This window comes from Psychrobacillus sp. FSL K6-4615 (assembly GCF_038008225.1).
Taxonomy (GTDB): Bacteria; Bacillota; Bacilli; order Bacillales_A; family Planococcaceae; genus Psychrobacillus; species Psychrobacillus psychrotolerans.
Map to the genome: position 1 here is coordinate 2,781,291 of NZ_JBBOYQ010000001.1, position 23,679 is coordinate 2,804,969.

General features: G+C 36.7%; 24 protein-coding genes. 8 read left to right on the plus strand and 16 right to left on the minus strand.

Annotation, left to right across the window (positions count from 1 at the left end):
• Positions 1–27: 27 nt before the first annotated feature.
• On the minus strand, positions 28–417 hold the full coding sequence (locus MKX53_RS13915) for a ferritin-like domain-containing protein (RefSeq protein WP_093538583.1): 390 nt from the start codon (positions 415–417) through the stop codon (positions 28–30).
• A gap of 72 nt (positions 418–489) precedes the next feature.
• Between MKX53_RS13915 and MKX53_RS13920 the strand changes: the two genes are divergently transcribed.
• On the plus strand, positions 490–693 hold the full coding sequence (locus MKX53_RS13920) for a YheE family protein (RefSeq protein ID WP_090570212.1): 204 nt from the start codon (positions 490–492) through the stop codon (positions 691–693).
• 22 nt (positions 694–715) lie between these two features.
• On the opposite strand, the gene MKX53_RS13925 is transcribed toward MKX53_RS13920, so the two are convergent.
• The 4 genes from MKX53_RS13925 to chrA form a co-directional block, all read right to left on the minus strand.
• Positions 716–1,984, minus strand: a complete 1,269-nt coding sequence (locus MKX53_RS13925) for an MFS transporter (RefSeq protein ID WP_340912016.1) — start codon at positions 1,982–1,984, stop codon at positions 716–718.
• Between the two features lie 330 nt (positions 1,985–2,314).
• The gene (locus tag MKX53_RS13930) at positions 2,315–4,054 is read right to left on the minus strand and encodes an ABC transporter ATP-binding protein (RefSeq protein WP_340912018.1); all 1,740 of its coding nucleotides are present in this window, start codon (positions 4,052–4,054) and stop codon (positions 2,315–2,317) included.
• A complete protein-coding gene (locus MKX53_RS13935) occupies positions 4,051–5,793 on the minus strand; it encodes an ABC transporter ATP-binding protein (RefSeq protein WP_093538580.1) in 1,743 nt (580 codons plus the stop codon). Before MKX53_RS13935 ends, MKX53_RS13930 begins: the two co-directional genes overlap by 4 nt.
• Before the next feature lie 376 nt (positions 5,794–6,169).
• Entirely contained in the window at positions 6,170–7,327 is a 1,158-nt protein-coding gene (gene chrA / locus MKX53_RS13940) for a chromate efflux transporter (protein WP_340912020.1), read from the minus strand.
• A 220-nt stretch (positions 7,328–7,547) separates the two neighbouring features.
• Between chrA and MKX53_RS13945 the strand changes: the two genes are divergently transcribed.
• Both MKX53_RS13945 and MKX53_RS13950 read left to right on the plus strand, forming a co-directional pair.
• The gene (locus MKX53_RS13945) at positions 7,548–8,882 is read left to right on the plus strand and encodes a hemolysin family protein (RefSeq protein WP_245762770.1); all 1,335 of its coding nucleotides are present in this window, start codon (positions 7,548–7,550) and stop codon (positions 8,880–8,882) included.
• Between the two features lie 81 nt (positions 8,883–8,963).
• On the plus strand, positions 8,964–9,848 hold the full coding sequence (locus MKX53_RS13950) for a cation diffusion facilitator family transporter (RefSeq protein ID WP_340912021.1): 885 nt from the start codon (positions 8,964–8,966) through the stop codon (positions 9,846–9,848).
• Positions 9,849–9,951: 103 nt separating this feature from the next.
• Here MKX53_RS13950 and MKX53_RS13955 read toward each other — a convergent pair whose 3' ends face one another.
• The 4 genes from MKX53_RS13955 to MKX53_RS13970 form a co-directional block, all read right to left on the minus strand.
• Positions 9,952–10,599 (minus strand): response regulator, encoded by a 648-nt coding sequence (locus tag MKX53_RS13955; RefSeq protein WP_093538576.1) that lies wholly within the window; start codon positions 10,597–10,599, stop codon positions 9,952–9,954.
• 12 nt (positions 10,600–10,611) lie between these two features.
• A complete protein-coding gene (locus MKX53_RS13960) occupies positions 10,612–11,727 on the minus strand; it encodes a GAF domain-containing sensor histidine kinase (RefSeq protein ID WP_340763292.1) in 1,116 nt (371 codons plus the stop codon).
• 132 nt (positions 11,728–11,859) lie between these two features.
• Positions 11,860–13,581 carry a phospho-sugar mutase gene (locus tag MKX53_RS13965; RefSeq protein ID WP_340912023.1) on the minus strand — a complete coding sequence of 574 codons (1,722 nt, stop codon included), beginning with the start codon at positions 13,579–13,581 and terminating at the stop codon, positions 11,860–11,862.
• Positions 13,582–13,602: 21 nt separating this feature from the next.
• Positions 13,603–15,144, minus strand: a complete 1,542-nt coding sequence (locus MKX53_RS13970; protein ID WP_340912025.1) for a GNAT family N-acetyltransferase — start codon at positions 15,142–15,144, stop codon at positions 13,603–13,605.
• A gap of 128 nt (positions 15,145–15,272) precedes the next feature.
• Here MKX53_RS13970 and MKX53_RS13975 point away from each other — a divergent pair, with 128 nt between their 5' ends.
• Genes MKX53_RS13975 through MKX53_RS13985 form a run of 3 tightly spaced genes read left to right on the plus strand, consistent with a single transcriptional unit; the run spans position 15,273 to position 17,080 of the window.
• Positions 15,273–15,698 (plus strand): disulfide oxidoreductase, encoded by a 426-nt coding sequence (locus MKX53_RS13975; RefSeq protein ID WP_093538572.1) that lies wholly within the window; start codon positions 15,273–15,275, stop codon positions 15,696–15,698.
• Between the two features lies 1 nt (position 15,699).
• Positions 15,700–16,170: a thioredoxin family protein gene (locus MKX53_RS13980; protein WP_340912027.1), complete on the plus strand. Its 471-nt coding sequence runs from the start codon at positions 15,700–15,702 to the stop codon at positions 16,168–16,170.
• Between the two features lie 52 nt (positions 16,171–16,222).
• Positions 16,223–17,080, plus strand: a complete 858-nt coding sequence (locus MKX53_RS13985; protein ID WP_093538570.1) for an RluA family pseudouridine synthase — start codon at positions 16,223–16,225, stop codon at positions 17,078–17,080.
• A gap of 525 nt (positions 17,081–17,605) precedes the next feature.
• On the opposite strand, the gene MKX53_RS13990 is transcribed toward MKX53_RS13985, so the two are convergent.
• From MKX53_RS13990 to queG, 7 genes are all read right to left on the minus strand, one after another.
• Positions 17,606–18,157: an NUDIX hydrolase gene (locus tag MKX53_RS13990; RefSeq protein WP_340912031.1), complete on the minus strand. Its 552-nt coding sequence runs from the start codon at positions 18,155–18,157 to the stop codon at positions 17,606–17,608.
• A gap of 14 nt (positions 18,158–18,171) precedes the next feature.
• Positions 18,172–18,390, minus strand: a complete 219-nt coding sequence (locus MKX53_RS13995; protein WP_340912033.1) for a hypothetical protein — start codon at positions 18,388–18,390, stop codon at positions 18,172–18,174.
• A gap of 19 nt (positions 18,391–18,409) precedes the next feature.
• Entirely contained in the window at positions 18,410–18,688 is a 279-nt protein-coding gene (locus MKX53_RS14000) for a hypothetical protein (RefSeq protein WP_340912035.1), read from the minus strand.
• Positions 18,689–18,850: 162 nt separating this feature from the next.
• A complete protein-coding gene (locus MKX53_RS14005; RefSeq protein ID WP_340912038.1) occupies positions 18,851–19,681 on the minus strand; it encodes an aldo/keto reductase in 831 nt (276 codons plus the stop codon).
• A 39-nt stretch (positions 19,682–19,720) separates the two neighbouring features.
• Positions 19,721–19,903, minus strand: coding sequence for a hypothetical protein (locus tag MKX53_RS14010; RefSeq protein WP_340912041.1), 183 nt, complete (start codon positions 19,901–19,903; stop codon positions 19,721–19,723).
• Between the two features lie 330 nt (positions 19,904–20,233).
• Positions 20,234–20,707, minus strand: a complete 474-nt coding sequence (gene trmL / locus MKX53_RS14015) for a tRNA (uridine(34)/cytosine(34)/5-carboxymethylaminomethyluridine(34)-2'-O)-methyltransferase TrmL (protein WP_093538561.1) — start codon at positions 20,705–20,707, stop codon at positions 20,234–20,236.
• A 12-nt stretch (positions 20,708–20,719) separates the two neighbouring features.
• On the minus strand, positions 20,720–21,859 hold the full coding sequence (queG, locus tag MKX53_RS14020; protein WP_340912044.1) for a tRNA epoxyqueuosine(34) reductase QueG: 1,140 nt from the start codon (positions 21,857–21,859) through the stop codon (positions 20,720–20,722).
• A gap of 56 nt (positions 21,860–21,915) precedes the next feature.
• On the opposite strand from queG, the gene MKX53_RS14025 reads away from it, so the two are divergent.
• A complete protein-coding gene (locus tag MKX53_RS14025) occupies positions 21,916–22,611 on the plus strand; it encodes a B3/B4 domain-containing protein (protein ID WP_340912046.1) in 696 nt (231 codons plus the stop codon).
• A complete protein-coding gene (locus MKX53_RS14030; RefSeq protein WP_340912048.1) occupies positions 22,611–23,669 on the plus strand; it encodes an ATP-grasp domain-containing protein in 1,059 nt (352 codons plus the stop codon). The genes MKX53_RS14025 and MKX53_RS14030 overlap by 1 nt, the downstream gene beginning before the upstream one ends.
• Positions 23,670–23,679: the final 10 nt, after the last annotated feature.

The window sequence follows — 23,679 nt, forward strand, 5'->3', positions numbered from 1 at the left end:
CAGAGGAGAGGCAAACACTAAAAGAATTTACAATAGATGAAGCAAAGTAGTAAGACGAATAGCATGCTCCGTTTCATCGTGCATCGCAACAAATAGAGGAGCATATGCTTGTTGGATTGGTATTTGTAAGAGCATTTCCTTATACAGTTCTGCAGCCTCTAATTCATCTCTTATCGCATTTTTTAAACACTCTTTCATGTCTGTACATAAAGTGGGTTCTGGAAAGTTTTGTACAAATGTACCAGTGAGCATATAATAGAGTTGTTGGAACATTTCGTAATGGCTTTTTTCATCCTCATAAATATGTTCGATAAAACCTTGCCAGTATGGATCATCCGTCAATTTATACATAGAACGATAAAAATGATAATCATGATATTCATTAAGTATTGCTTGCCTTAGCTGATCATTAAACAATTCGATGCTCCTTCACTAATCATTTATATTAGTGTATGCGAACAAATTCACTCACATGAAAGGTTGATATTCTTGCTACAACACTTTAGCTTCAAACCACTCTATGAAAACAAACAACTACCTGGTTGGTCCGTCTCTTTCTTTTATAAACAACAAAGATACGCTGCAGAATATGAACCGGATGGCACGATTAAGTGGCTAGGTGAAACACCTGCTGATGAAGAAACAGTAAAAAAAATGATACATGAGTTAATGCTATTTCACGTGTATGACTGAGGTGTCACTGTGCAAGAAGCATTCATACTTGTTTCTTGCGCAAAGTACGCTTACGCCCAAACAGTAAATAAAAATAAGTAGATGCAATAATATAGAGAATCCCTGTAATTGTAAATGTATAAGCATATCCCCAGTAAAAGCCAAATGTCATAACAAGCCCTGTCGAAATTGCACCAGTACTTGCCCATCCTACATTAAAGACCATTTGATTTACCGAGTTAGCAAGTCCTTTATATTTATCTTGTACTAGTTCCATTGCAATTGCACTTTGGATAGGATTCCCCGCATTCATTAGAGCTTGGCGCATCAAAAATGCAATCGAAGCGATGATTAATGAATTGGTGTAACCTGTGATGAACAGAAATGGAATCGATAGTAGCTGAAAAATGACCAATGCCTTAAATTTCCCTACCTTCTTCACAAGTGCTGGCCCAAGTAGCATTGCAACGGCTGCCATCGCTGATCCGAGTGACAAGATAATTCCAATATAAGTGTTCGATGCATCGAATCGGTTCGCAAAGTATAAGTTCAAGTAAGGAATAACTAGACCAGACCCTGTTCCTATTAATAGATTTGCAACTCCAAATAACACAATAACCTTCATATTTTTTCTGAACCCAGTCGGAGCATTTCCTTCTGATTCTTCGGTACTTGCCTCTGTTTGACCTTCTATTTTTTGCGTTGGTTTCAGCTGAAACAATGGAACTATGCCCATCGTAAATATAATCGCTCCAATAATTAGTACATACATAATAGAATCTACTGTGGAGATATTCCCAATTAGATGAAGCGCATCTGCTAATACCCCTCCTCCAAGACTTCCAATAACGCTTGCTATAGTCATCAACGAAAAATGAATACTAAAAAGATGCATTCGTTCTCCAGCAGTGGAGTTTTCAGCAAGAAAAGGAACACCGGATACTTGCACCAATGCCATAAACAACCCAGTAAAGAAAGCTGCATAAACTAAGCTTTGTTCGCCGGTGACCAAACTTCTATAAAATAACGTACCAGCAGCAAAAATAGCACCAGTAATAATAATTCCTTTCCTACCTAGCCGGTCGCTTAGATATCCAGCTGGTATTAACATAATCGCTGAAGCAAGAGATGTCATAGAGATGATTTTACCGTTCAATGTTTCTGGAAACCCGAGTTCCTTTATATATAGATTGTACATAACTAAAAATACACCCATCCCCACTTGAATGAGTACATTGGCAAGCATGAACATTTTTATATTTCTATTGAATAAAGCAATGCTCTTTTTCCAATTTGCAAACCAATAAATCATAAGGTACCTCTTCTTTTTTTATTTCGGTACACTAAATATACGATTATCGTTAGAAAATTTCAATATATAATTGCGTGCTGCGGATAAATGTTTCGCTTGGATTCTTGGCTCTGTTTGGCGGGCGGATAAGTGCTTTGCTCCGGCACATGGCTTGGTCACTCGGGCGGATAACCTAATCAATCGAGCGTTCGGCCGCTTGATGAGCCGATAAACGGGCTGCTCGGGCGCATGGCTCAGTTTCTCGGGCGGATAACCTAGTCGCTCGAGCACATAGCTCAGTTCGTCACGCGGATAACCTATTCAACAAAAAAGGGAATATCCCCGCATGTGTTAAACATGCTGAGATACTCCTGCTTGTAGTTTATACATTTGTTCATAGCGACCTTGTAGCTCTATTAACTCGTCGTGCGATCCACTTTCTACAATTTCCCCACGGTCTAGTACTAAAATGCGGTCTGCATTCTTAATAGTAGAAAGTCGATGAGCAATGATAAAAGTAGTTCTTCCTTTTTTCAGTACATCCATTGCATGTTGAATAATTTCCTCTGTTTCTGTATCAATATTAGATGTCGCTTCATCCAAGATTAATATAGCAGGATCAAATGCAAGTGCTCTAGCGAAGGAAACAAGCTGTCGTTGACCGGATGATAAGGTGCTACCCTTTTCTATTACAGGCTCATCTAAGCCTTTTTCTAGATTCTTCAACACTCGTTCCCCACCAACCGCTTCTAAAGCGGCTATAACCGTTTCTCTAGAAATACGAGGATCACTTAAACTCACATTTGACTCTATCGTACCTGAAAACAAATAAGGGTCCTGCAACACGATGCCCATATGATCTCGAATTGTTTGTCTAGGTACAGTCGTTATATCTATACCATCGATTAGGATTTTACCTTTAGAAGGATCATAGAAACGGAACAATAAATTCATAATGGAACTTTTCCCAGATCCTGTATGACCTACTAATGCTACTGTCTCCCCTTTGTTGGCAACAAAGTTTAAATTTTTCAAGACATATTCATCTGCTTTATAGGCAAATGATACATTTTGAAACTCTACATTCCCTTCATATCGTTCCATACGTTCGTCTTTTACATCTTCTCCAGTTTCATCTAGTAATTGAAATACTCGATGACCAGCAACCAATGATCTTTCTAACTGAGCAAATTGGTTTACAATCCCAGTGATTGGATTAAATAAACGAGTTGTATAGTCTACAAAGGCATAAAGCATACCTGCTGAAATGATTGTATTTGGTTCCATGGATAAGCTTCCGAAATACCAGATGAACATGACGAACATAATCGTACGAAGCACACTTACTAAGTTAAACGAAGTTGCTGAATCTAATGTAAGTAACTTTTTCTGGTACGTATAGTGTTCATCATTCATCTCTTCAAATTCGCGTTCCATCTGCTTCTCACGTTTAAATGCTTGAATAATGGACATCCCTTGGATGGATTCATTTAGCATTGCATTCAAATCTGCAATTTTCGTACGAACTACGTGATTATATTTAGATGCATACTTACGATAAGCAATCATCCACACATATACAATAGGAACTACAAAAAGTGCCATGAGAGCCATTTGTACATTTAAGATGAACAAGGCAACATAAACCCCTGCAATCGAAATGATACTAGTCGCAAACTGAGAAAGTACTTGCACATACAAATTACGAATAGCTTCTGTATCATTCGTAACACGCGCAACTACTTTTCCTGCCGGCAAGTTGTCAAAATACTGTATCGGCAAAGTTTGAATATGTTGAAAAACATCATTACGCAGCTTTTGCACAACGCGGTTAGCACCGACCTGTAAGTTGATGAACATAAAATATCTAAAGATTGCTGTGACAATGGCTAAACCAAAGTAGACAGCAAGTAACATTAGTATCGGCTGAAGGTTAATAGCCCCTTCTGTGATATGGTCGTCAATAATTTTCTTTGCAATAAATGGACCAGTTAGATCTGCAAACACTGCAATAGTTAAAAAGATTAGACCAAGGATAATTGGTTTTTTATAAAATAACGCATAATGGTAGAGTCGTTTCCCTGTACTCATGACGACACCCCCTCTAGCTGCTGACGATCAAACTGCTCTTTGTACCAACCATTTTGTTTTAGAAGCTCTTGATGAGTTCCTTCTTCTACAATAAGACCTTCATCTAAAACGATAATATGGTCTGCATGTTGGATACCAGACAATCGATGCGTCGTAATAATTGTTGTCTTTCCACTGCGTTCATTTTGTATATTTTCGATAATTTTGGCTTCTGTCTTTGCATCTACTGCAGAAAGAGAATCATCTAACAGTAGTATTTCTGGATTTTTAATAAGTGCTCGAGCAATGGATACACGTTGTTTTTGTCCACCGGATAATGATACCCCTTTTTCTCCAACTAACGTTTCTAAGCCCATCGGTAAGTTCATCAGATCCTGTTGGAAATGCGCTAGGCGAATTGCTTCCTCTAGTTCATCTTCTGTTGCATCCTCTTTACCAAATAGAATGTTTTGACGAATGGTTCTCGAAAACAAGACATGATCCTGCGGTACATATCCAATCCACTCTAGCACCTGATCTTTCGTTTGTGCGGAAATTGCGGTCTCTCCAATTGTTAGCTGTCCAGCACCAATCGGATATTCCTTTAATAATTGCTTCATAAAGGTAGTTTTCCCAGAACCCGTTTTCCCTACAATCCCAAGTGTCTGACCTTTCTCTAAGTTCACTCGAATATCTTGAAGATTTTTCACTTGGGACAATGGGTATTGGAATCCAACATCGGTAAATCCAATTGACTCCACATTGTCTAACTGAACTGGTGAAGTTGGATCTTTTACATCTTGCTCGTAGTCTAATGTTTCTTGCACGCGATCAAGCGAGGCATTTCCGCGTTGCATTACATTGATCAGTTCCCCGATTGCAAACATCGGCCAAATTGCCATACCTAAGTAAACATTAAAGGTGATTAAATTTCCGACTGTCATTTCACCTTTGGATACTAGATAAGCACCATAACCTAGTGCAACTACATAACTGATACCAGTTCCTACCTTCGTAATAGGACCAAAAAGAGCATCAATACGTTCTACAACCATATTTTTCTCATAGACTTCTTCACTCATATCAGCAAAGTTCTTCTCATCCGCTCTTTCTTGAACATAAGCGCGTATAACTCGAACCCCGGCGATCGATTCTAGTACACGGTCATTCAGATCACCAAATGCATCTTGAGCTACCATATATTTTTCATGAATAATTTTCCCTAAATATTGCATTATAAAAGCTAAAATAGGTATTGGTAAAATTGCAAAGATAGTAAGCTTCCATGAAATGATAAAGCCCATTGCCAGTATAAGTGCAGCCATGTACATAGTAGAATCGATTAATGTCATAATCCCAAATCCTGCTGTAGTTGCTACTGCGTTCAAATCATTCGTTGCACGAGCCATTAAGTCACCCGTACGATTTTTTTCATAAAATGTAGGAGTCATATTCAAAAATTTCAAATTTAACTTTGACCGTAAAATACGCTCGATTGTAATCGAACCACCAAACAGTTGGTATTGCCAAACAAAGTTTAATATATAACCTACTATTATTATTCCGATAAAATAGAATACATATTGCATTAACGACTCTCTAGTCATATCTCCCATAGTTATGGAATCGATCGCTTCCCCAACTAACCACGGTGGTAAAACCTCCAGAGCACTAGCAATTATTAGCAAACTAACCGCTACTGTATATCGTTTCCAATGATCCTTAAAAAACCACTTCAACTTAAATAAAACAGAAAACATTATATAACCCCTCTTTTCTTCTTTCTACACATTACTTAATAACTAGCCACCTTCAAGAGATTCCTTTAATAAAATTTGCTTTGTCCGTTGAATTGTTTCCATAACCAACACTCCTTTTTATTTTTCACCAAAAATTGGAAGTCAAAAAGACAGAAAAAAGCGCATTACCCATCTAGAGGTAATGCGCTCAATAATAGACAATGGAATACAAAAGTCTATTATTAAATCATTTCCGATCTAATGGAAGGTATGAACAACTTTTTAAGTTAACAGCGCTATCTTTTAAACGAATCATTTGTCATACCTCCATTTCCATTTTTTTGTGTATATTAACATTAGCATACCGAAATTTTAATTGTCAATACTTTTTGAATTTTTATAATGAATGAACAATTGCGCCTAACACAATACTGATGAGTACTACTTTGAATGGCGCTAACTTATACACCACTAAAAGTGTAAAAGTAATTAACACAATAACAAAATCAAGCGTACTATTTACCGCACTTGTAAAAACAGGATCATAAAGTGCCGCAAGAAGAATTCCAACAACGGCTGCATTCACTCCCTTTAAAGCTGCTTGAATCCCTTTTTTAGAACGAATAATAGACCAAAATGGCAATGTTCCAATGACCAATAAAAAGGAAGGTAAAAACATCGCAAAAACGGCAAGCAATGCTCCACCTGTACCAGCAGTTATCTGTCCTAAAAAACCAGCGATTGTGAATAATGGTCCTGGCACTGCTTGTGCTGCTCCATAACCAGTCAGGAACATATCAGCAGATAGCTCAACCTCTCTTTGTAGCATTGGTAATACAACATGCCCACCACCAAATACAATAGATCCAACGCGGTAATAAGTATCGAATATCGCATAATAGACAGATTGTACAAACGGTTTTAGTAATGGAAGCAAAGTGAGCAATGTAAAAAATAATACCCAACTAATAATGCCAGTCTTTTTACCAAAACTTAACTTCAATTCAGGTGCTGGTTCTATTGCGTCATTTTTATAATAGAAAAAACCAAAAATACCCGCTATGAGAATAATCGTAATTTGTCCAATTGCGGTAGGAATAAGCAATGTTAATATTGCGCATCCTATGGCGATACTTATTCTTATACGATCTGGTGCTAATGATTTTTGCATACCTATTAACGCATGTGCTACTACAGCAACAGCTACTATTTTTAGTCCTTGAATCCACCCACTATCAAAAGATCCCGAACTCGATATGAATGCAGCAAATAACATTAAAATAATTACAGACGGTATTGTAAAACCTATCCACGAGATTATACCTCCCAATAATCCTCCTCTTAATAATCCAATAGAGATTCCTACTTGGGAGGAGGCCGGTCCAGGTAAAAACTGACATAGCGCAACGATATCCGCATATAACTTGTCATCTAGCCATTTTCTTTTTTCCACATATTCTTCCCGGAAATAACCAATATGAGCAGCTGGTCCTCCAAATGACGTTAAGCCAAGCTTAGTAGATGCTTTCAGTATATCGATATATTTATTTTTCATTTTTACCTCCTCTACAGGCATAATCTTTATTATCTAATAATTCTTAGCGTCTAAATGTTAAGATTTTGTAAAAATTATTAATAGAAATCTCTATTTAAAGTAGAAAGATTTGTAATTTCTTTTTTTATATTTTATTATTAAACGTATAAACTATTTTTTAGAAAACAGGAGGTGTACACTTTGTCTTACCCCCCATTTGGGTTAGGGACAAAGTAATTATTTGGACATAGCCATACGATTGGCAGCATTTGCTGTCTTAATCGCATTCACTGCATTTTTCGTTGCGAGTGAGTTTGCAATTGTAAAAGTAAGAACTACAAGAATTGATCAGCTTATAGCTGAAGGAAACACTAAGGCGATAAATGCCAAAAAAGTAGTTTCCAATCTGGATGAATATCTATCTGCATGTCAGCTCGGGATTACCATAACAGCTTTAGGGCTAGGTTGGCTCGGAGAACCGACAATTGAACGGATTTTACATCCGGCATTTACTTATTTTGAGCTCCCAGAGAGTGTTTCCTCTTTACTTTCATTTATTATTGCATTCTCTCTTGTAACTTATATACATGTAGTTGTAGGAGAGTTAACACCAAAGACGTTTGCTATTCAAAGGTCTGAACAAATTACATTAGCGGTAGCAAAACCGCTTATCATTTTCGATAAACTTATGTATCCAGTTATTCACGGTATGAATGGTTCTGCTCGTTTCTTAGCAACCAAAGTATTTGGTTTAAATGCTGTATCAGAGTCAGAAGTAGCCCATTCCGAAGAAGAGCTTCGTATGATTCTTTCCGATAGCTTTAAAGGCGGAGAAATCAACCAAGCCGAATACAAATATGTTAACAAAATCTTTGAATTTGATGATCGTATTGCAAAAGAAATCATGGTTCCACGCACCGAGATTACTTCTATTGATAAAGATTTTACATTAGATGAAGTATTTCAGTTGATCGGTGTGGAACAATATACAAGATATCCAATAACTGACGGTGATAAAGACCATATTATTGGACTTGTAAATATGAAAAACTTGTTAACTGCATATATAAAAGATCCAACGAATGCAACCACACCCGTAAGTGATTATATGCAACCGATTATCCGAGTTATTGAGAATATGCCAATCGCTGATTTATTACTTAAGATTCAACGTGAACGAATTCATATGGCAATCTTAATGGATGAATACGGTGGTACTTCAGGACTTGTAACTATAGAAGATATTATCGAAGAAATCGTAGGAGATATACGTGACGAGTTCGATACTGATGAACTTCCAGAAGTTCAAAAGTTAGAGGAAAATCATTATATTCTCGATGCGAAAATGTTAATAGAAAATGTTAACGACCTACTTGGTATAGATATCGATGAAGAGGATATAGATACTATAGGTGGTTGGTTTATGACTAAAAGCTACGAAACCATTAAAGGTGAAAAGATTCAGGAACAAGGCTATGATTTCATGATTAAAGAAGTTGATGGGCATCATATTCAATATCTAGAGATTATTAAATCTGCACCTCCAGTTGAAGAACTAGAACCGATAGTGGAATAAAAAAATTATTAGATTTCAAAAAACGACTCTCAAATGAGGGTCGTTTTCCTATGTCTATAATTGTTGAAGTGAGGAAACATTGTGGAACTATATACAAACTTACGTGAAGGGGAAAAAGGTGCCTGGATTAGCATTGGCGTATACTTACTTTTAAGTACACTTAAGTTAACTGTTGGTATTATCGGTTCATCTGAAGCCTTAAAAGCCGATGGTCTAAATAATTTTACAGACATCATTGCGTCCGTTGCTATTTTAATCGGATTGCGAATTTCTCAAAAACCACCAGATAAGCATCACCAATATGGACATTTACGGGCAGAAACCATTGCCTCCCTTGTTGCCGCTTTTATTATGGCGTTTATCGGTATCCAGGTTCTCATTCAAGCAGTACAACATCTTGCTAACCCTATCCAAGAGTCACCTTCCCTTTTAACCGCAATTGTTGCCTTGTTTAGTGCCATTATCATGTATATTGTTTATAGATATAATTTAAACCTTGGAAACCGTATAAATAGTGCTGCTCTAAAAGCGGCAGCTTATGATAATCGCTCTGATGCACTTGTTAGTATCGGTGCAACTATTGGTATCGTCGGTTCTATTTTAGGTTTTCCTCTTTTAGACGGTATAACTGCCCTGTTAGTTGGTATCATCATTATCTATACCGCCTATACTATTTTTCATGATGCAGCATATACGCTATCCGACGGTTTTAATGTGGATGAAGCTGAATCCCTCTCTACGATAGTACGACTAGTCGAGGGTGTGGATGAGTTAACTGATTTTAAAGCGAGAATGCATGGAAATTTAATGTTTGTCGATATTACGGTTACAGTGGATCCATATTTAAACGTGTTGAATAGTCATCGTATAACAGAAGAAATAGAACATCGTATTATGAAGGTCAAACCTTTTTCAGTTATCTTAGTCCACATTGAACCAAATATGGACTTGCTCGATCAGCAGTAGATAGTTTCTGCTGATCGATTGATTCTTAGTTGCCATCGATCGATACGTTAATAAAAACAAAAAGCACGGAGAATCGCATAGTCATTGCGATTCTCCGTGCTTTTCATCGTCCGCTTGGTTCTGTTAGGCCGTGTTTTACTGCGTATAGGGCGGCTTGTGTACGATCTTGAACATGTAGCTTCGCGAATATATTGGAAATATGTGTTTTGACTGTTTTTTCGGTGACAAACAACGAGGATGCTATTTCTCTATTACTCTTTCCTTTTGTCAACTCAGATAATACATCCTGCTCTCTAGGTGTTAAAGGATGTTCTTCATGTGGACTTGGTACAACGGGCTCCCACTCTTTTTCTAATTGAGTTGTTGCCTCTGGATGTATCGTATTTTCTCCGCGCATGAGCTTACGAATGGCATCAGCGAGGTCATCCGGTTCTATATCCTTTAACTGATAACCCGCTGCGCCAGCTTTTAAGGCAGGAATTACATGATCTCTATCTGAAAAACTAGTGAGCATTAGTATTTGAATTTCCGGATTAGTAGATTTTATAAGTTTCGTTGCTTCAATTCCGTCCATTACCGGCATTACTAAATCCATTAATATAACATCGGGCTTTAAACTTTGTGTTAGCTCCATCGCTTCTTTTCCGTTAGTAGCCTCCCCTACAATATCCATATCCTTTTGGGTTTTCAGAAAAAACATTAATCCTCTTCTTACTACATGATGATCATCAGCTATTAATACACGTATCATAATCACACCCTCCTAATAAGGTAATCGCACTAATATTTCTGTTCCTTTTTCGCAACCTGTCACCCAATCTACTGTCCCACCAACGAAACTAGCTCTATCCTTCATACTCTGTAAACCAATTGAACGTAGCTTATTGGGTTCTTTCATATGAAATCCACAACCCTCGTCTTTCACAACTAACAATACATCTGTAGAAGTGACCGTTAAGTATAGTTCTGCTATGAGTACACCAGAATGCTTCCGAATATTATTCAGTGCTTCCTGAGCAATTCTGAAGAGTGTTTCTTCTATAATCGCAGGTAAGTTAACAACGCCCTTTACTTTCACTGTCATTGTAAGCCCTAGAATATCACCATATCCTTTAAGGCCTTCAATAATTCCTGATTCTAATCCTTTGGGACGTAGCTGCCAAATGAGGGCGCGCATTTCTGTTAGTGCTTCTTGCGTTAAATATTGAATTTCTTTAAATGTATCTTTAATATCCGGCTGCTCTGTCATTTCAATTCCTCCACGGGCAGTAAGCGTGACGGAGAATAGTAATTGGTTAACGGAGTCATGTAAATCTCGTGCTAATCGGTTTCTCTCCTGTACAAGAGCTACTTGCTGCTCCTGTCTTGTGAGGAGAATCCGCTTAATTGCTGACCCAATTTGAAAAGCCACCGATTCGAGCAACGCGAGTTCGCCGTCTGAAAATCGTATCGTGTTTGGAGTGGCAACATTTAATAGGCCAAAGCTTTCTTGTCCTGATTGTAAGGGTACAGTTGCATGATGCGTGATGCCCCCACTGTCCTCATTACTCATTTTTCTTGCATTTACTATTCTTTTACACTCAATAATATTGGAAGCTTTTTTTAACTCACCCTTTTGAAACCTGGACACACACCAGCAGCTATCCTTTTGCAAATGTCTGCAGTCATCCTGCTTTAATGCGTTCGGTAAATTTTCATGTGCAATTAACTGTTGTTTTCCTTTTTCATCAATAAAAAATATCCACCCAGTTTCAAATAAGGTACCATCTAATAGTTTTTGCAAGGCACCTTGTAGCATTTTCTCCATTTCCGTTTCTTCATTTAACAACTCTGCTATTTCTTTTAGTAATTCTATGTTCGAGAGTTCATTTGATAACATGTAAACTCCTCCAAGTATGTAATTCAGATAATTCCATAGTATCACTTATTTACTATTCACTGTAGGGTATGCGCATCATACTTTTGACCGAAAAAAACAGGAAAAGAGATTTCACTTTTCCTGTTTTCTATATTAATCTACTAAGTATTGATTCATCTTAAACGAAAAATCTTCCTTCAAAGAATTTAGTTTTTCTTTACTTTCTACTTCTGTGCCACTAAGTACACCAAAATAATATTTGATCTTAGGCTCGGTTCCACTTGGTCTTACACAAACCCATGAGCCGTCTGCAAGGAAGTACTTAATTACATTTGATTTTGGTAAGAATAATTCCTCTTTTTCTCGTCCATCGGTAAACATTCGAGTGGAGTGCAAGTAATCCTCTTGAGAGGTAACATGTATCCCTGCTACTTCCGTAATTCTGTTTGTCCGAACCCGCTCTAGTAAGTTTTTAATGGCATTCGCACCACTTACTCCTTTTTTCGTAACAGATTGAAGCCCTTCTAAATAGAAGCCATGTCTTTCATATAACATTGCTAAAACATCGAGTAAGGTCTTTCCTTGTTGCTTATAATAGGCAGCAGCTTCTACTATCGCTAACACGCTTTGCACCGCATCTTTATCACGTGCAAAATCTTTTATCAAGTAACCATAACTTTCCTCATAGCCAAATAGAAACTCAAACTCTTTTGTCTCTTCGTATTTCTTAATCTTTTCGCCGATAAATTTGAAGCCTGTTAATACATTTTCTGAACTTACTCCGTAATATTCGGCAATTACACGACCTAGATCAGAAGTAACAATCGTTTTAAATATGCGACCATTAGCTGGGATATTACCCTTCGCTTTACGTTGTGATAATAGATATTCGATTAATATCGCACCGGTTTGATTGCCAGTTAAAAGTTCATACTTAGAATCCGATTTTACGGCAATACCAACGCGGTCCCCGTCTGGATCGACTGCTATTAGAATATCTGCATGATTCCTTTCGCCGTACTGAATTGCGTATTCAAAAGCACTTTGCTCTTCCGGATTTGGAGATTCCACTGTCGGGAAGTCTCCATCTGGCTCCATCTGTTCTTCTACATAGGAAATATGCTTGTAACCAACTTCTTTTAATATACGTTGGACTGTTTTACCAGAAGCACCGTGTAAGGGAGTGAATACCACCTTCAGATCAGAAGAAGATGCTAATTCTTCGTTTTCTTGCACTGTTTTTAAGGCTTCCAAATAAGCTACATCCAATTTTTCATCTAATTGAATTATTAATTGTTTATCAGGATTTCGTTGATCGATATGGAGTGCATCTCCAGCATCATTGACATGCTCAATAACAACCTCAGCGTCCTCAATGTTTAGCTGCGCACCATCCTCGCCATATACTTTGTATCCATTATATTCAGGAGGATTATGACTTGCAGTAATAACTATCCCCATAAATGCGTGTAAATGTCTAACCGTAAATGACAGCTGAGGTGTAGTTCTAGGTTCCATATATAAATACGCTTTAATACCATTAGAGGCTAGTGTACTCGCTGCTTCACGCGCAAACTCTGGAGAATATCTTCGACTATCATAAGCGATAACCACTCCACGCTCCATAGCTTCTGCTCCGGCTCCCTTAATATAGGAAGCTAAACCTGTAGTCGCTTTACGAACAGTGTACGTGTTCATACGATTCGTTCCAGCACCAATTTCTCCACGCATGCCACCTGTTCCGAATTCTAGATCACGGTAAAATGCATCCTCTATCCTTTTTTCATCCTTGGCTAGCTGTTGAAGGTTCTCTTTCCAATCGGTTTCTAACTCTGAGAAGTTATTCCATTGGTCAAATAGTTGTCTATAACGCATAGGAAAGTCAACTCCACTTCATTATTTTTTATAATCGATACTGTATACATCATGACGTCTATCTTTTAAATGCTTAACTGTCCCGTCTTGACGTTGACGACGAAGGATTTCTAAATCTACATCCCCTATTAAGACCATCTCAACGTTTGGTTCTGTTTCTCCCACAATACCATCACGTGCAAATTCAAAATCAGAAGGTGCGAAAATGGCAGACTGTGCATATTGAATATCCATATTTTCTGTTTGTGGCAAGTTTCCAACTGTACCTGAAATAACAGTATAGATTTGGTTTTCAATAGCACGTGCTTGTGCACAATAGCGAACTCGTAAGTATCCTTGACGATCCTCGGTACAAAATGGAGAGAAGATAATATTTGCACCCATATCAGTAGCTATGCGGGCAAGTTCTGGAAACTCTATATCATAACAAATTTGAATCGCAATTTTCCCACAATCCGTATCAAATACTTGTACAGAATCGCCTGCACTAATTCCCCACCATTTACGTTCGTTCGGTGTAATATGAATTTTATATTGCTTATCAATTGCACCATCTCGGTGGAATAAATAGGCGATATTATAAATTTCCTCGTTTTCTTCTTCCACGAAGTGAGAACCAGCAATAATATTGATATTATAACGAATCGATAAATCTGAGAATAACTCCATATATTGCGGAGTATATTCTGTCAGTTTACGAACTGCCTGACTTGGCGATGGTTCATTCAGGAAGGACATTAGCTGCGTAGTAAAGATTTCCGGGAACACTACAAAATCAGATTGAGCATCGGAAGCTACGTCAACAAAATATTCACATTGGTTAGCAAACTCTTCAAATGAATTTATTTTACGCATCATATATTGCACTGCACAAATTCGTACAGGATAGCTTGTTTTAAAGTGACGTTTAGAAAGTGGAATATAATCGACATTATTCCATTCCATCAGCGTTGCATATTTGGCTGACGCCATATCATCCGGTAGATAATTTGGGTTAATACGCATTAGCGTAAAGCCATTCATCAATTGGAAGGTAAGTACTGGATCATATATTTTGTGGCGAGAAACAGATGTCACATATTCTCTTGGAGACATTTCTTCTGCAAACTTATGATAGTTTGGAATGCGCCCTCCGATTATAATGGACTTTAAATTGAACTGTCTTGCAATATCTTTTCTGCCTTCATATAAACGTTGACCAACCTTCATTCTTCTATATTCAGGATGCACCATTACTTCAATACCATATAAATTATAGCCATCTGGATTGTGGTTCGTAATGTAGCCTGCATCTGTTACATCCGACCAAGAATGACGATCATCATACTCATCAAAATTTATAATAAGACTAGAACAGGAACCAATTACTTTGCCGTCTAGTTCTGCAACAAGTTGGCCTTCTGGGAAAATAGTTAAATGGCTACGTAAATGGGATACTTCCCAAGGGTCCATACCCGGAAAACATTGTCGTTGTATTTCTAAGATCGACTCTATATCGGAAAAAGACGTTTGTCTTATAATCATGCTTTGTTCGAATGGGGATAAATCAAATTCTTCTGTCATTGTATCGGCTCCTCTTTCATCAGTAACTTTCATTATATAGCTATTTGCTCTTCAGATAAAATATTTTACATGTATTTAAAGAAGGATTATACTTTAATTTGAGTTCAAAGTAATTTAAAGGAGTTCCTATGACAAAAAAACTGGAAAATCTATTACTATTTATGTGGACAGTTTCCCTTACTGCAACATTAGGTTCACTCTACTTTTCAGAAGTAAGAGGATACGAACCATGTGATTTATGTTGGTACCAGCGTATACTCATGTATCCACTTGTGCTAATATTAGGAATTGCATATGTTCAAAAAAACCCTAAAATTGCAGTAACAACTTTTATATTCTCCGTGATTGGTGGATGTATATCTGCTTATCATTATAGCATTCAAAAACTTACTTTCATGCAAGAATCAGCACCCGCATGTGGTAGAGTAGCGTGTACTGGAGAATATATTAACTATGCAGGTTTTATAACCATTCCATTTTTAGCTCTTATTGCATTTATTATAATTGCAATTACAAGTGTTTTAGTATGGAGGGACATCAAGGAGGAAAAGTAACTTGAAAAAACTACTTATTTTTGGTGGTATTATCGTTGCAGTCTTTGTATTAATCTTTGTGTTAAACGCTCAGAAAAACAAGGATGCATTAGCGAATAATCCATACGATACGGATGACCTAAGACAATCTACTATTGATCTAATCGATGATCCGAACTATCAAAATATTATTTTACCAGAAGAATTGGAAAAAAAGATTGCTACTGGAGAACCTGTGACAGCTTACTTCTTCAGCCCAGAGTGTGTACATTGTCAAGAGATGACACCACGACTGACACCGCTTGCTAAAGAAAATAAAGTTGAAATTGTAAAATACAATGTACTTGAGTATGAAAAGGGTTGGAATGATTACCGTATCAAAGCAACACCAACAATGATCTATTTTGAAAAAGGCCAAGAAGTAGTTCGAGTAGAAGGTGCCATATCTAATAGTCAAATTCAAGGATTCTTTGATGAAGTCGTTTTAAAATAACCAAAAGGGTCATGTCGAGCAGACAGACCCTTTTTTTAAAGGAGTTAGGAAGATGATTCATACATTAACGTATACCGTACAAGAAGATGGATTAACCATCAATAATCTATTTCAAGAGAAATGGAAATTAGGCAAGAAGTTAATACATGAGTTACTAATGCAGAAAGCCGTAAGCAACAAGAGCGGAGAACTTCTACAATGGAAGCTTCCAAACAAAAAAGGTGATGTACTCGTTATTAAATGGGAGGGGGAATCTTCAAACTATCTCCTTTCCGATCAGATTCCTTTATATGTAGCATATGAAGATGAGTATTTACTAATCGCTTCTAAACCACGCGGAGTAGCGACACATCCTAACGAAGATGGTCAAAATCATACCTTTATGAACACTGTGACAAATTATTTACACAGTAAAGACCAGCATTACGGTGAACATGTACATCGCATCGATGAAGGCACAAAGGGATTAGTAGTTATTGCAAAAAATCCACTTGTCAAAGGTATGCTCGATCGTATGCTGGAGAACAAAACAATTGTCCGCACGTACGAGGCAACTGTAGAAGGTCAAGTGAAAAACCAGCATGGCACCATTCGAGCAGCTATCGGTAATGATCGCCACCATCCGACCCGCAAAAGAGTTTCTCCGTCTGGGCAAAATGCTATTACTCATTATGAAGTTGCAGGGAAACATGAACAATTCACGAAAGTACATGCCATTTTAGAAACTGGACGTACCCACCAAATTCGAGTTCACTTAGCTCATCTAGGACATCCAATTGTTGGAGACGAACTATATGGTGCTAAAAGAACACCAACTAAAATGTATGAGCTTCATGCATTTAAAGTCCAATTTAATCATCCCATAACAGGTGAAGTACTCGTTATAGAAGATAAACGCCAACAGAACTAGGTTGATGTTATGGCAGTAAATCAGTGGACGTTGCGAATAAGTAGTCAAATGTTGCTTCTATACTAACCGACGTTGCGAGTATGAATTCAAACGTTGCACAAATGAAAACGCAGGTGAGATTTTTAATTCTCATCTGCGTTTTATATGGATTTTACTTTTTCTTTTTCTCTAGCATCTACTTCTTCTCTATTTTTCTCTAACTTTTTCCACTTTAAATAGTTATAAGAAAAATCCCAAACAATCATTACAAAACAAAAGATAGAGAACAGGAGAATTAAGTACGATGGCCATTCACTAACTTTCTTTATCATAATTAAACAAAGAATTAAAAAAGGAGCTGTCCAAAGTGTTCGCACCATTTTTCTTCTATAGGTTAGCTTGTGATAAACAAATACAAAACCCTTATCTACTTTTTCCTTGTCTTTGTACAGTTTCGACAAAATAAAATTGATAAGTATACTTACGAGAGTAATTACAAATAATATGAAGTAATCTGTGTTAGAAATAATAATCACTCCTCTACTTTTACGGGTTTTCAGAAAGGAAAGTCTTTGTCAGATGATAAGCATGAGCAGTAAAAAGCTGTGTTTTGATCTTATTTGTTTTTATAAGAGAACCTAACGATTCAAAATCTAACAATTGTACACATATCTCCTCGGTTTCATCTAGTTCTTGATCAAATTGTTTATATGCATCTAACAGGAGATAGGTTCTAATTTTATTAGTTTGCGTAGCAGGATTAATCATAAATTCACCCAGCAAAATAGGTGTTTGTCGTGAAATGTACCCTGTTTCTTCTTTAACTTCTCTTATAATGCCTTCCTCATCCGTTTCCCCATGTTCTCTTTTACCTGCAGGAATTTCTAAATAGATATCATTTCCGGCATGTCTATATTGCTCTACCAGTAGTATTTTATTTTCCTTAGTTAGAACAACAGCATTCACCCAATCGGAATACTCATTTACAAAATAATCATTAATGACCAGACCATTAGGAAGCTCACATATATCTTTCCTAATATTTCCGTAAGAGCTTTTATGGACATACTCCGTATTTAACGTCTTCCATTGCTTCATAACCCCATACTCCCTTACCTCATCATCTCCATAAAAATATATAGATTGTATATTGCTGGAATTAGCAAGCTCACTGCGAGGCAAATAACTGCTCCAAATTTGGATTGTTTAGTTAAACGTGCATCCTCTTGTTTTAAGTATTGAAAAAAAGTAAGCGTAAAATAAAAGCATAATACTATAAAAACGATAGATAAGATGCCTAGCCAATTTCCTGTTCCCATAAAACCTTCCATTAAAGTCTCCTCCTAACACTCACCACTTAAGGATTAAAGCAAATAATATATGCAAAGCCCCTAACACTACTTCTCTTATTATCACTTTTTTACTTTCTTTTTGAAGATAACTTTCTATAGCATCTACCATAAAGTTAATCCCTGCTAATATGAATACTAATCTCACATAAAAAATATCTAAATTATTCCATATGGTCATTATTAGCATTGCAATCATCAAACTTATCAATAGCATCTTTAATATTATGAACGGCTTACTACTTTTTTTCTTGTAAGTCTTTTCAAAAAATATATTCATTATTGACCTCATCTAATATTTATTCATGTATTATTACTAATACGCTTAAATATGTAATAGGTTTCATTATTTCGTAATATTTTCCAATATAAATAAAAACACGATAGTTTCTCTTCAAAATCAGGAGAGATACTATCGTGCAATATTACTTAAATCATCTTATTAAAAACTAAAGTTATCTGGATCTTTACCAGTACGCTCATTTAAGTTAAGTGCATCTATATTTTTCATGTCCTCGAATGATAACTCAAAATCAAATACATCCATATTTTCGGCAATTCTAGATGGATTTTCTGACTTAGGAATGACGATCAAATCATGTTGCAGGTGCCATCTTATAATGGTTTGAGCAGTAGACTTACCATATTTGTTACTAATACGTTGTAATGTTGGCTCCTCTAATATTCGTCCTCTTGCAAGTGGAGACCACGAAGTTATCGCGATTTCTTGTTCTGCACAATACTCACGTAGATCAAACTGCGTAAGGCGTGGATGACATTCAATTTGGTTAACCATTGGTTTAACGTTTGCTTTAACAGAAATAGCCTCCAAATGATGCTGATGATGATTGGCAACACCTGTAGCTCGAATTAGCTTTTCATCATATAACCGTTCTATTGCTCGATATGTATCTACAAAAGTTTCTGTAATTGGCCAATGCGTTAAATATAAATCTACGTAATCCATCTCTAAGAGCTTTAAAGACTTTTCAAATGCTCTGAGAGTTTGATCATAGCCTTGATCTGTATTCCACACCTTTGTAGTAATGAATATATCTTTGCGTGGAACATTTGATGATCTAACTGCTTCGCCCACTTCTTTTTCGTTGGCATATAAACTTGCCGTGTCAATATGACGATAGCCATAATCTAGAGCAGCTGTCATTGCTTGAATTGCCATATCAGGTTCAGTCATTTTATAAACGCCTAATCCCAATCTAGGCATCTCAATTCCATTTGATAACTTTTTTGTTGAATGTATATTTAAAGCCATAGTTCTCATCCTTTCTTAGGAGGAAAACGACTGAGTTACTCAGTCGTTTTCTCTTTTCTTCATGGAAGATGTTTCTTCCGATTGGGCTGGATCGGACACTCGATTATCTTCTTCTAGCTCTTTGTTGTCTCTCATTCTATCCATTTGTTTTCCTAACTGCTTTAGTTCTTCCATGTTTGTTGCCATTGAACCGTTCTCTGGACCATTTTTGAATTCGTTCATATCAAAAATCACTCCTTTTCTTTATGTTAGTAGAATATTCGAAAGGTTGCAACATTCAAATGAACGATTTTTGTCAAATTTCGTTTTTTTGAAATATTTCTTTTTCAAACAAATTAGGGTATACTAGGTGCAGAATACTATAGAGGAGGCACTCCATATGAAACTAATCCTTATTCTTGGTGTTAGTATTTCGTTCCTTGTGGCAATTTTCACAGCAGGATACGATGACAAACCAGGTGCATCTGAAAAATAATCTATTGTTAAAACGGACGAGTCATTTATGACCTCGTCCGTTTTTTTAGTGAACCCAATCATGATACCTAGCTCTTCTTAGTGCAAATTTGGATAGTTTTGCTGACGTAATGCCTCGTAAACTAGAATGGCTGCTGTATTCGATAAATTTAAGGAACGAATATTATCGTTCATAGGAATTCTCAATGCACGATCAGGATGTGCATCTATAAACTCTCTTGGCAACCCTTTTGTTTCACGTCCAAAAATAAAGAAATGATCCTTCTCCGTATCACTAAAATCAAACGTAGTATGTGGCTTAGCCCCAAACTTTGTAATTAAATAGTATTCGCCAGATGGATGTGCTGCAAAAAACTCATCGAGACCATCATAATAAGTAATATCTACATGTTCCCAATAATCTAATCCTGCTCGCTTTAGCATCTTATCATCTGTGGAGAATCCTAAAGGTCGGATTAAATGTAATTTAACATCTGTTCCGGCACAAGTTCTAGCTATATTCCCTGTATTAGCAGGTATTTCTGGTTGATATAAAACAACATTAATACTCAAATATTCCACTTCCTAATTCTCTACTGTATAATATTCTAACCCTTTTCTAATCTCTTCTAAAACTTCATCCACTTGTTCACTTTGTTCAGCCTCTTGAAGGGCTAGCAAGCCTTCTTGTGTATTTATTTTACCTATTGCCCACGCTGCTGTACCACGGATGACTGGTCTAGCATCATGTTGCATTAAATCTATCAGTGTTGGAACTGCTGCCTGCTCTTTAAAATGAGCTAATGCAATTATAGCATTTCGCTGAATTGGATTCTTCCCTCGCCAAGCACCGGACATATGACCATATGTTTCTTTAAATGTGCGATTCGTCATTTTAAGTAAAGGTAGTAGCAAAGGTTTCACTAACTCAGGTTCTGGCTTAAATGATTCTTGGTGAAGATTGGCTTTGCCTTTGTTTTTTGGACAAACTGTTTGGCATGTATCACAACCATATATGCGATTACCAATTTTTGCTCGAAATTCATCTGGAACCCTTGTTTTCGTTTGGGTTATAAAAGCAATACAGCGCTGGGCATTTAGCTGACCACCTTCTATTAAGGCTCCTGTTGGACAAACATCTAAGCATAATCGACAATCACCACATTGGTCCTCCATCTGCTCACTAGACTCAAAAGGAATTGACGTAATCATTTCTCCTAAATAGACATAAGAACCAAACTCAGGAGTAATAATAGCGCAGTTTTTTGCACTCCATCCTATTCCGGCGCGCTCTGCTACGGCACGATCCGAAAGTTCTCCTGTATCTACCATTGAGCGCAATTTAGCATCTGGAATATGCGATAAAATATATAATTCTAACAGTGCTAACTTTTCACGTAAAACTGTATGATAATCTATACCCCATGATGCGCGTGCGAAGATTCCTCGTCTTGCACCTTTCACACTTTGAGGGGCATCTTTCATTTTTGAAGGATACGCAATTGCAATAGATATAATACTACTAGCTTCTTCTGACAAGTTTTCAGGATGCACTCTTTTCTCAATATCAGGTTCTTCGAATCCAGAGGCATACCCTAACTCCTGCTGTCGGATTAATCGATTTTTTAATTCATGAAATGGAGAAACAGAAGTAAATCCAATTTTGTCAATTCCAATGGATGCTGCATAATCTATGAGGTTTTCTTGAAACTGAATGATATTCACAAATGTTCTCCTTTCTTATGCTACACTTAAGAAAAATAATTGTAAGGATGGTTGATATGTTAGTAAAATTGGATGATTCAATTACTGAAATAGAGCCCTCATTTAAAATAGGTATTATTCATTATACCAAAATTATTGTTACTTCCTCACCCCAAATGCTTAAAGGAAGACTTCAATTATTTCAAGAGCAACTTTTCTTTGAAATGGACGACAAGCCCGTAAATGATTTCGCGGGGATTAAAGAATGGAGAGCTCTCTGGAAAAAGTTCGGAGCAGATCCTAATCGGTACCGCCCCTCAATGGAAGCTATGTATAGAAGGATTGCAAAACAAAATTATATCACACCCTTGCATTCTGCTGTAGATTTAAACAACTTCTTCTCTATGCAATATGAAATTCCAATGGGTATATATGATGTGGCGAAAATTCAAGGTGAAACAAACATCACTATTGGAACCGAAGAAACAACTTATGTCGGATTAAATGACAGAGATAATACATTAAAAAATATTATAACTCTACAGGATGAGGCAGGACCATTTGGAAGTCCATTTGTAGACTCTGCACGAACAGCTGTAACAGAAGATACTACAGAAGCATTACAAATCGTATTTCTACGTCCTTCCTTAAAGATAGAGGAAAGTAAGAAATTACTTGAATCTATGGCTTCCATGTTTACTCAAATACATGGCGGTGATTTTAAAACAAAAATTTTAAATACAAACTTTCATACGAGCAAAGGAGAGTTATAATGGTCCTCAATATTTGGTTTAACAGATGGTTTTCAACTGTTTCACACTACATGGAGTTGATACGTCATAATCCCGATCAACAAGAATTTATCATTCATGGAACACATCCTAATTCTGACACTGTATATTTCAATTATTGCGATGTGTTTAGTACAGAGCCAGATATTGAGGGCGAGGATTATATACAGTTTTGCTTAGACTATTGTATACAAAATCAGATTCATATATTTGTTCCACGAAAAGAAAACTTGCTTATATCTCGGCACTTAGAAAAGTTCGAAGACATCGGTGTGTCAGTGTTGGTTTGTCCGGATGGTGATTTAATGGCCATGGTAGATAACAAAGCAGCGATGTATCAATCTTTACAAAGCCAAGAAAAGGAAGGTAACTTTATCGTTACTATTCCATCCTATCAAATTGTTAACAATGCGAAGGAATTTAAAGAAGCCTATGAACAATTAAGTAAGGATAATACGAAACTATGCATTAAACCTGTCATTGGAGAAGGAGCAAGCGGATTCCGAATTATAGATAATGATGCAGATACGATTCCTTTTATATTCAATACTGCTTCTTCTCAAAAAATTTCATATGAAACTGCCCTTAGAATTTTACAAACGCAGGAGCATTTCCCGGACTTAATGGTTTTGGAATATTTGGATGGCTATGAGTATAGTATCGACTGTTTAGCTGATGCAGACGGAACACTACTTACTGCAATACCTAGGAAAAAAGGAAATGGACGTATTCGAGAAATTGAATACAACAAAGATTTAATCGAAATCGCAGAGAAAATGGCAATACAATATAAAATTCCTTATGTATTTAATATCCAAGTTAAATACAAAGACGGTATTCCTAAGCTACTAGAGATTAATCCCCGTATGAGTGGTGGATTGCATATCAGCTGTCTAGCAGATATCAATTTCCCCTACTATGCTATTAAATTATTGCTAGGTAATCAGTTGGAGCCTCTTTATCCTAAATTTGGTTTGAAAGCAACACACATAGAACAGCCAGTAATCCTATCTTCAGAAGATTCTTCGGTTTTAGTTTAAGTAGACAAAA

Bases quoted from the DNA above. Each gene is read 5' to 3' on its own strand.
- MKX53_RS13930 (WP_340912018.1), bottom strand. From the start codon at position 4,054: ATGAGTACAGGGAAACGACTCTACCATTATGCGTTATTTTATAAAAAA.
- MKX53_RS13970 (WP_340912025.1), bottom strand. From the start codon at position 15,144: ATGACAGAAGAATTTGATTTATCCCCATTCGAACAAAGCATGATTATA.
- MKX53_RS13965 (WP_340912023.1), bottom strand. From the start codon at position 13,581: ATGCGTTATAGACAACTATTTGACCAATGGAATAACTTCTCAGAGTTA.
- MKX53_RS14025 (WP_340912046.1), top strand. From the start codon at position 21,916: ATGTTAGTAAAATTGGATGATTCAATTACTGAAATAGAGCCCTCATTT.
- MKX53_RS14000 (WP_340912035.1), bottom strand. From the start codon at position 18,688: ATGAATATATTTTTTGAAAAGACTTACAAGAAAAAAAGTAGTAAGCCG.
- MKX53_RS14005 (WP_340912038.1), bottom strand. From the start codon at position 19,681: ATGGCTTTAAATATACATTCAACAAAAAAGTTATCAAATGGAATTGAG.
- MKX53_RS13925 (WP_340912016.1), bottom strand. From the start codon at position 1,984: ATGATTTATTGGTTTGCAAATTGGAAAAAGAGCATTGCTTTATTCAAT.
- MKX53_RS13960 (WP_340763292.1), bottom strand. From the start codon at position 11,727: ATGTTATCAAATGAACTCTCGAACATAGAATTACTAAAAGAAATAGCA.
- MKX53_RS13935 (WP_093538580.1), bottom strand. From the start codon at position 5,793: ATGTTTTCTGTTTTATTTAAGTTGAAGTGGTTTTTTAAGGATCATTGG.
- MKX53_RS13985 (WP_093538570.1), top strand. From the start codon at position 16,223: ATGATTCATACATTAACGTATACCGTACAAGAAGATGGATTAACCATC.
- MKX53_RS13990 (WP_340912031.1), bottom strand. From the start codon at position 18,157: ATGAAGCAATGGAAGACGTTAAATACGGAGTATGTCCATAAAAGCTCT.
- MKX53_RS14010 (WP_340912041.1), bottom strand. From the start codon at position 19,903: ATGAACGAATTCAAAAATGGTCCAGAGAACGGTTCAATGGCAACAAAC.
- MKX53_RS13955 (WP_093538576.1), bottom strand. From the start codon at position 10,599: ATGATACGTGTATTAATAGCTGATGATCATCATGTAGTAAGAAGAGGA.
- MKX53_RS13975 (WP_093538572.1), top strand. From the start codon at position 15,273: ATGACAAAAAAACTGGAAAATCTATTACTATTTATGTGGACAGTTTCC.
- MKX53_RS13995 (WP_340912033.1), bottom strand. From the start codon at position 18,390: ATGGAAGGTTTTATGGGAACAGGAAATTGGCTAGGCATCTTATCTATC.
- MKX53_RS14030 (WP_340912048.1), top strand. From the start codon at position 22,611: ATGGTCCTCAATATTTGGTTTAACAGATGGTTTTCAACTGTTTCACAC.
- chrA (WP_340912020.1), bottom strand. From the start codon at position 7,327: ATGAAAAATAAATATATCGATATACTGAAAGCATCTACTAAGCTTGGC.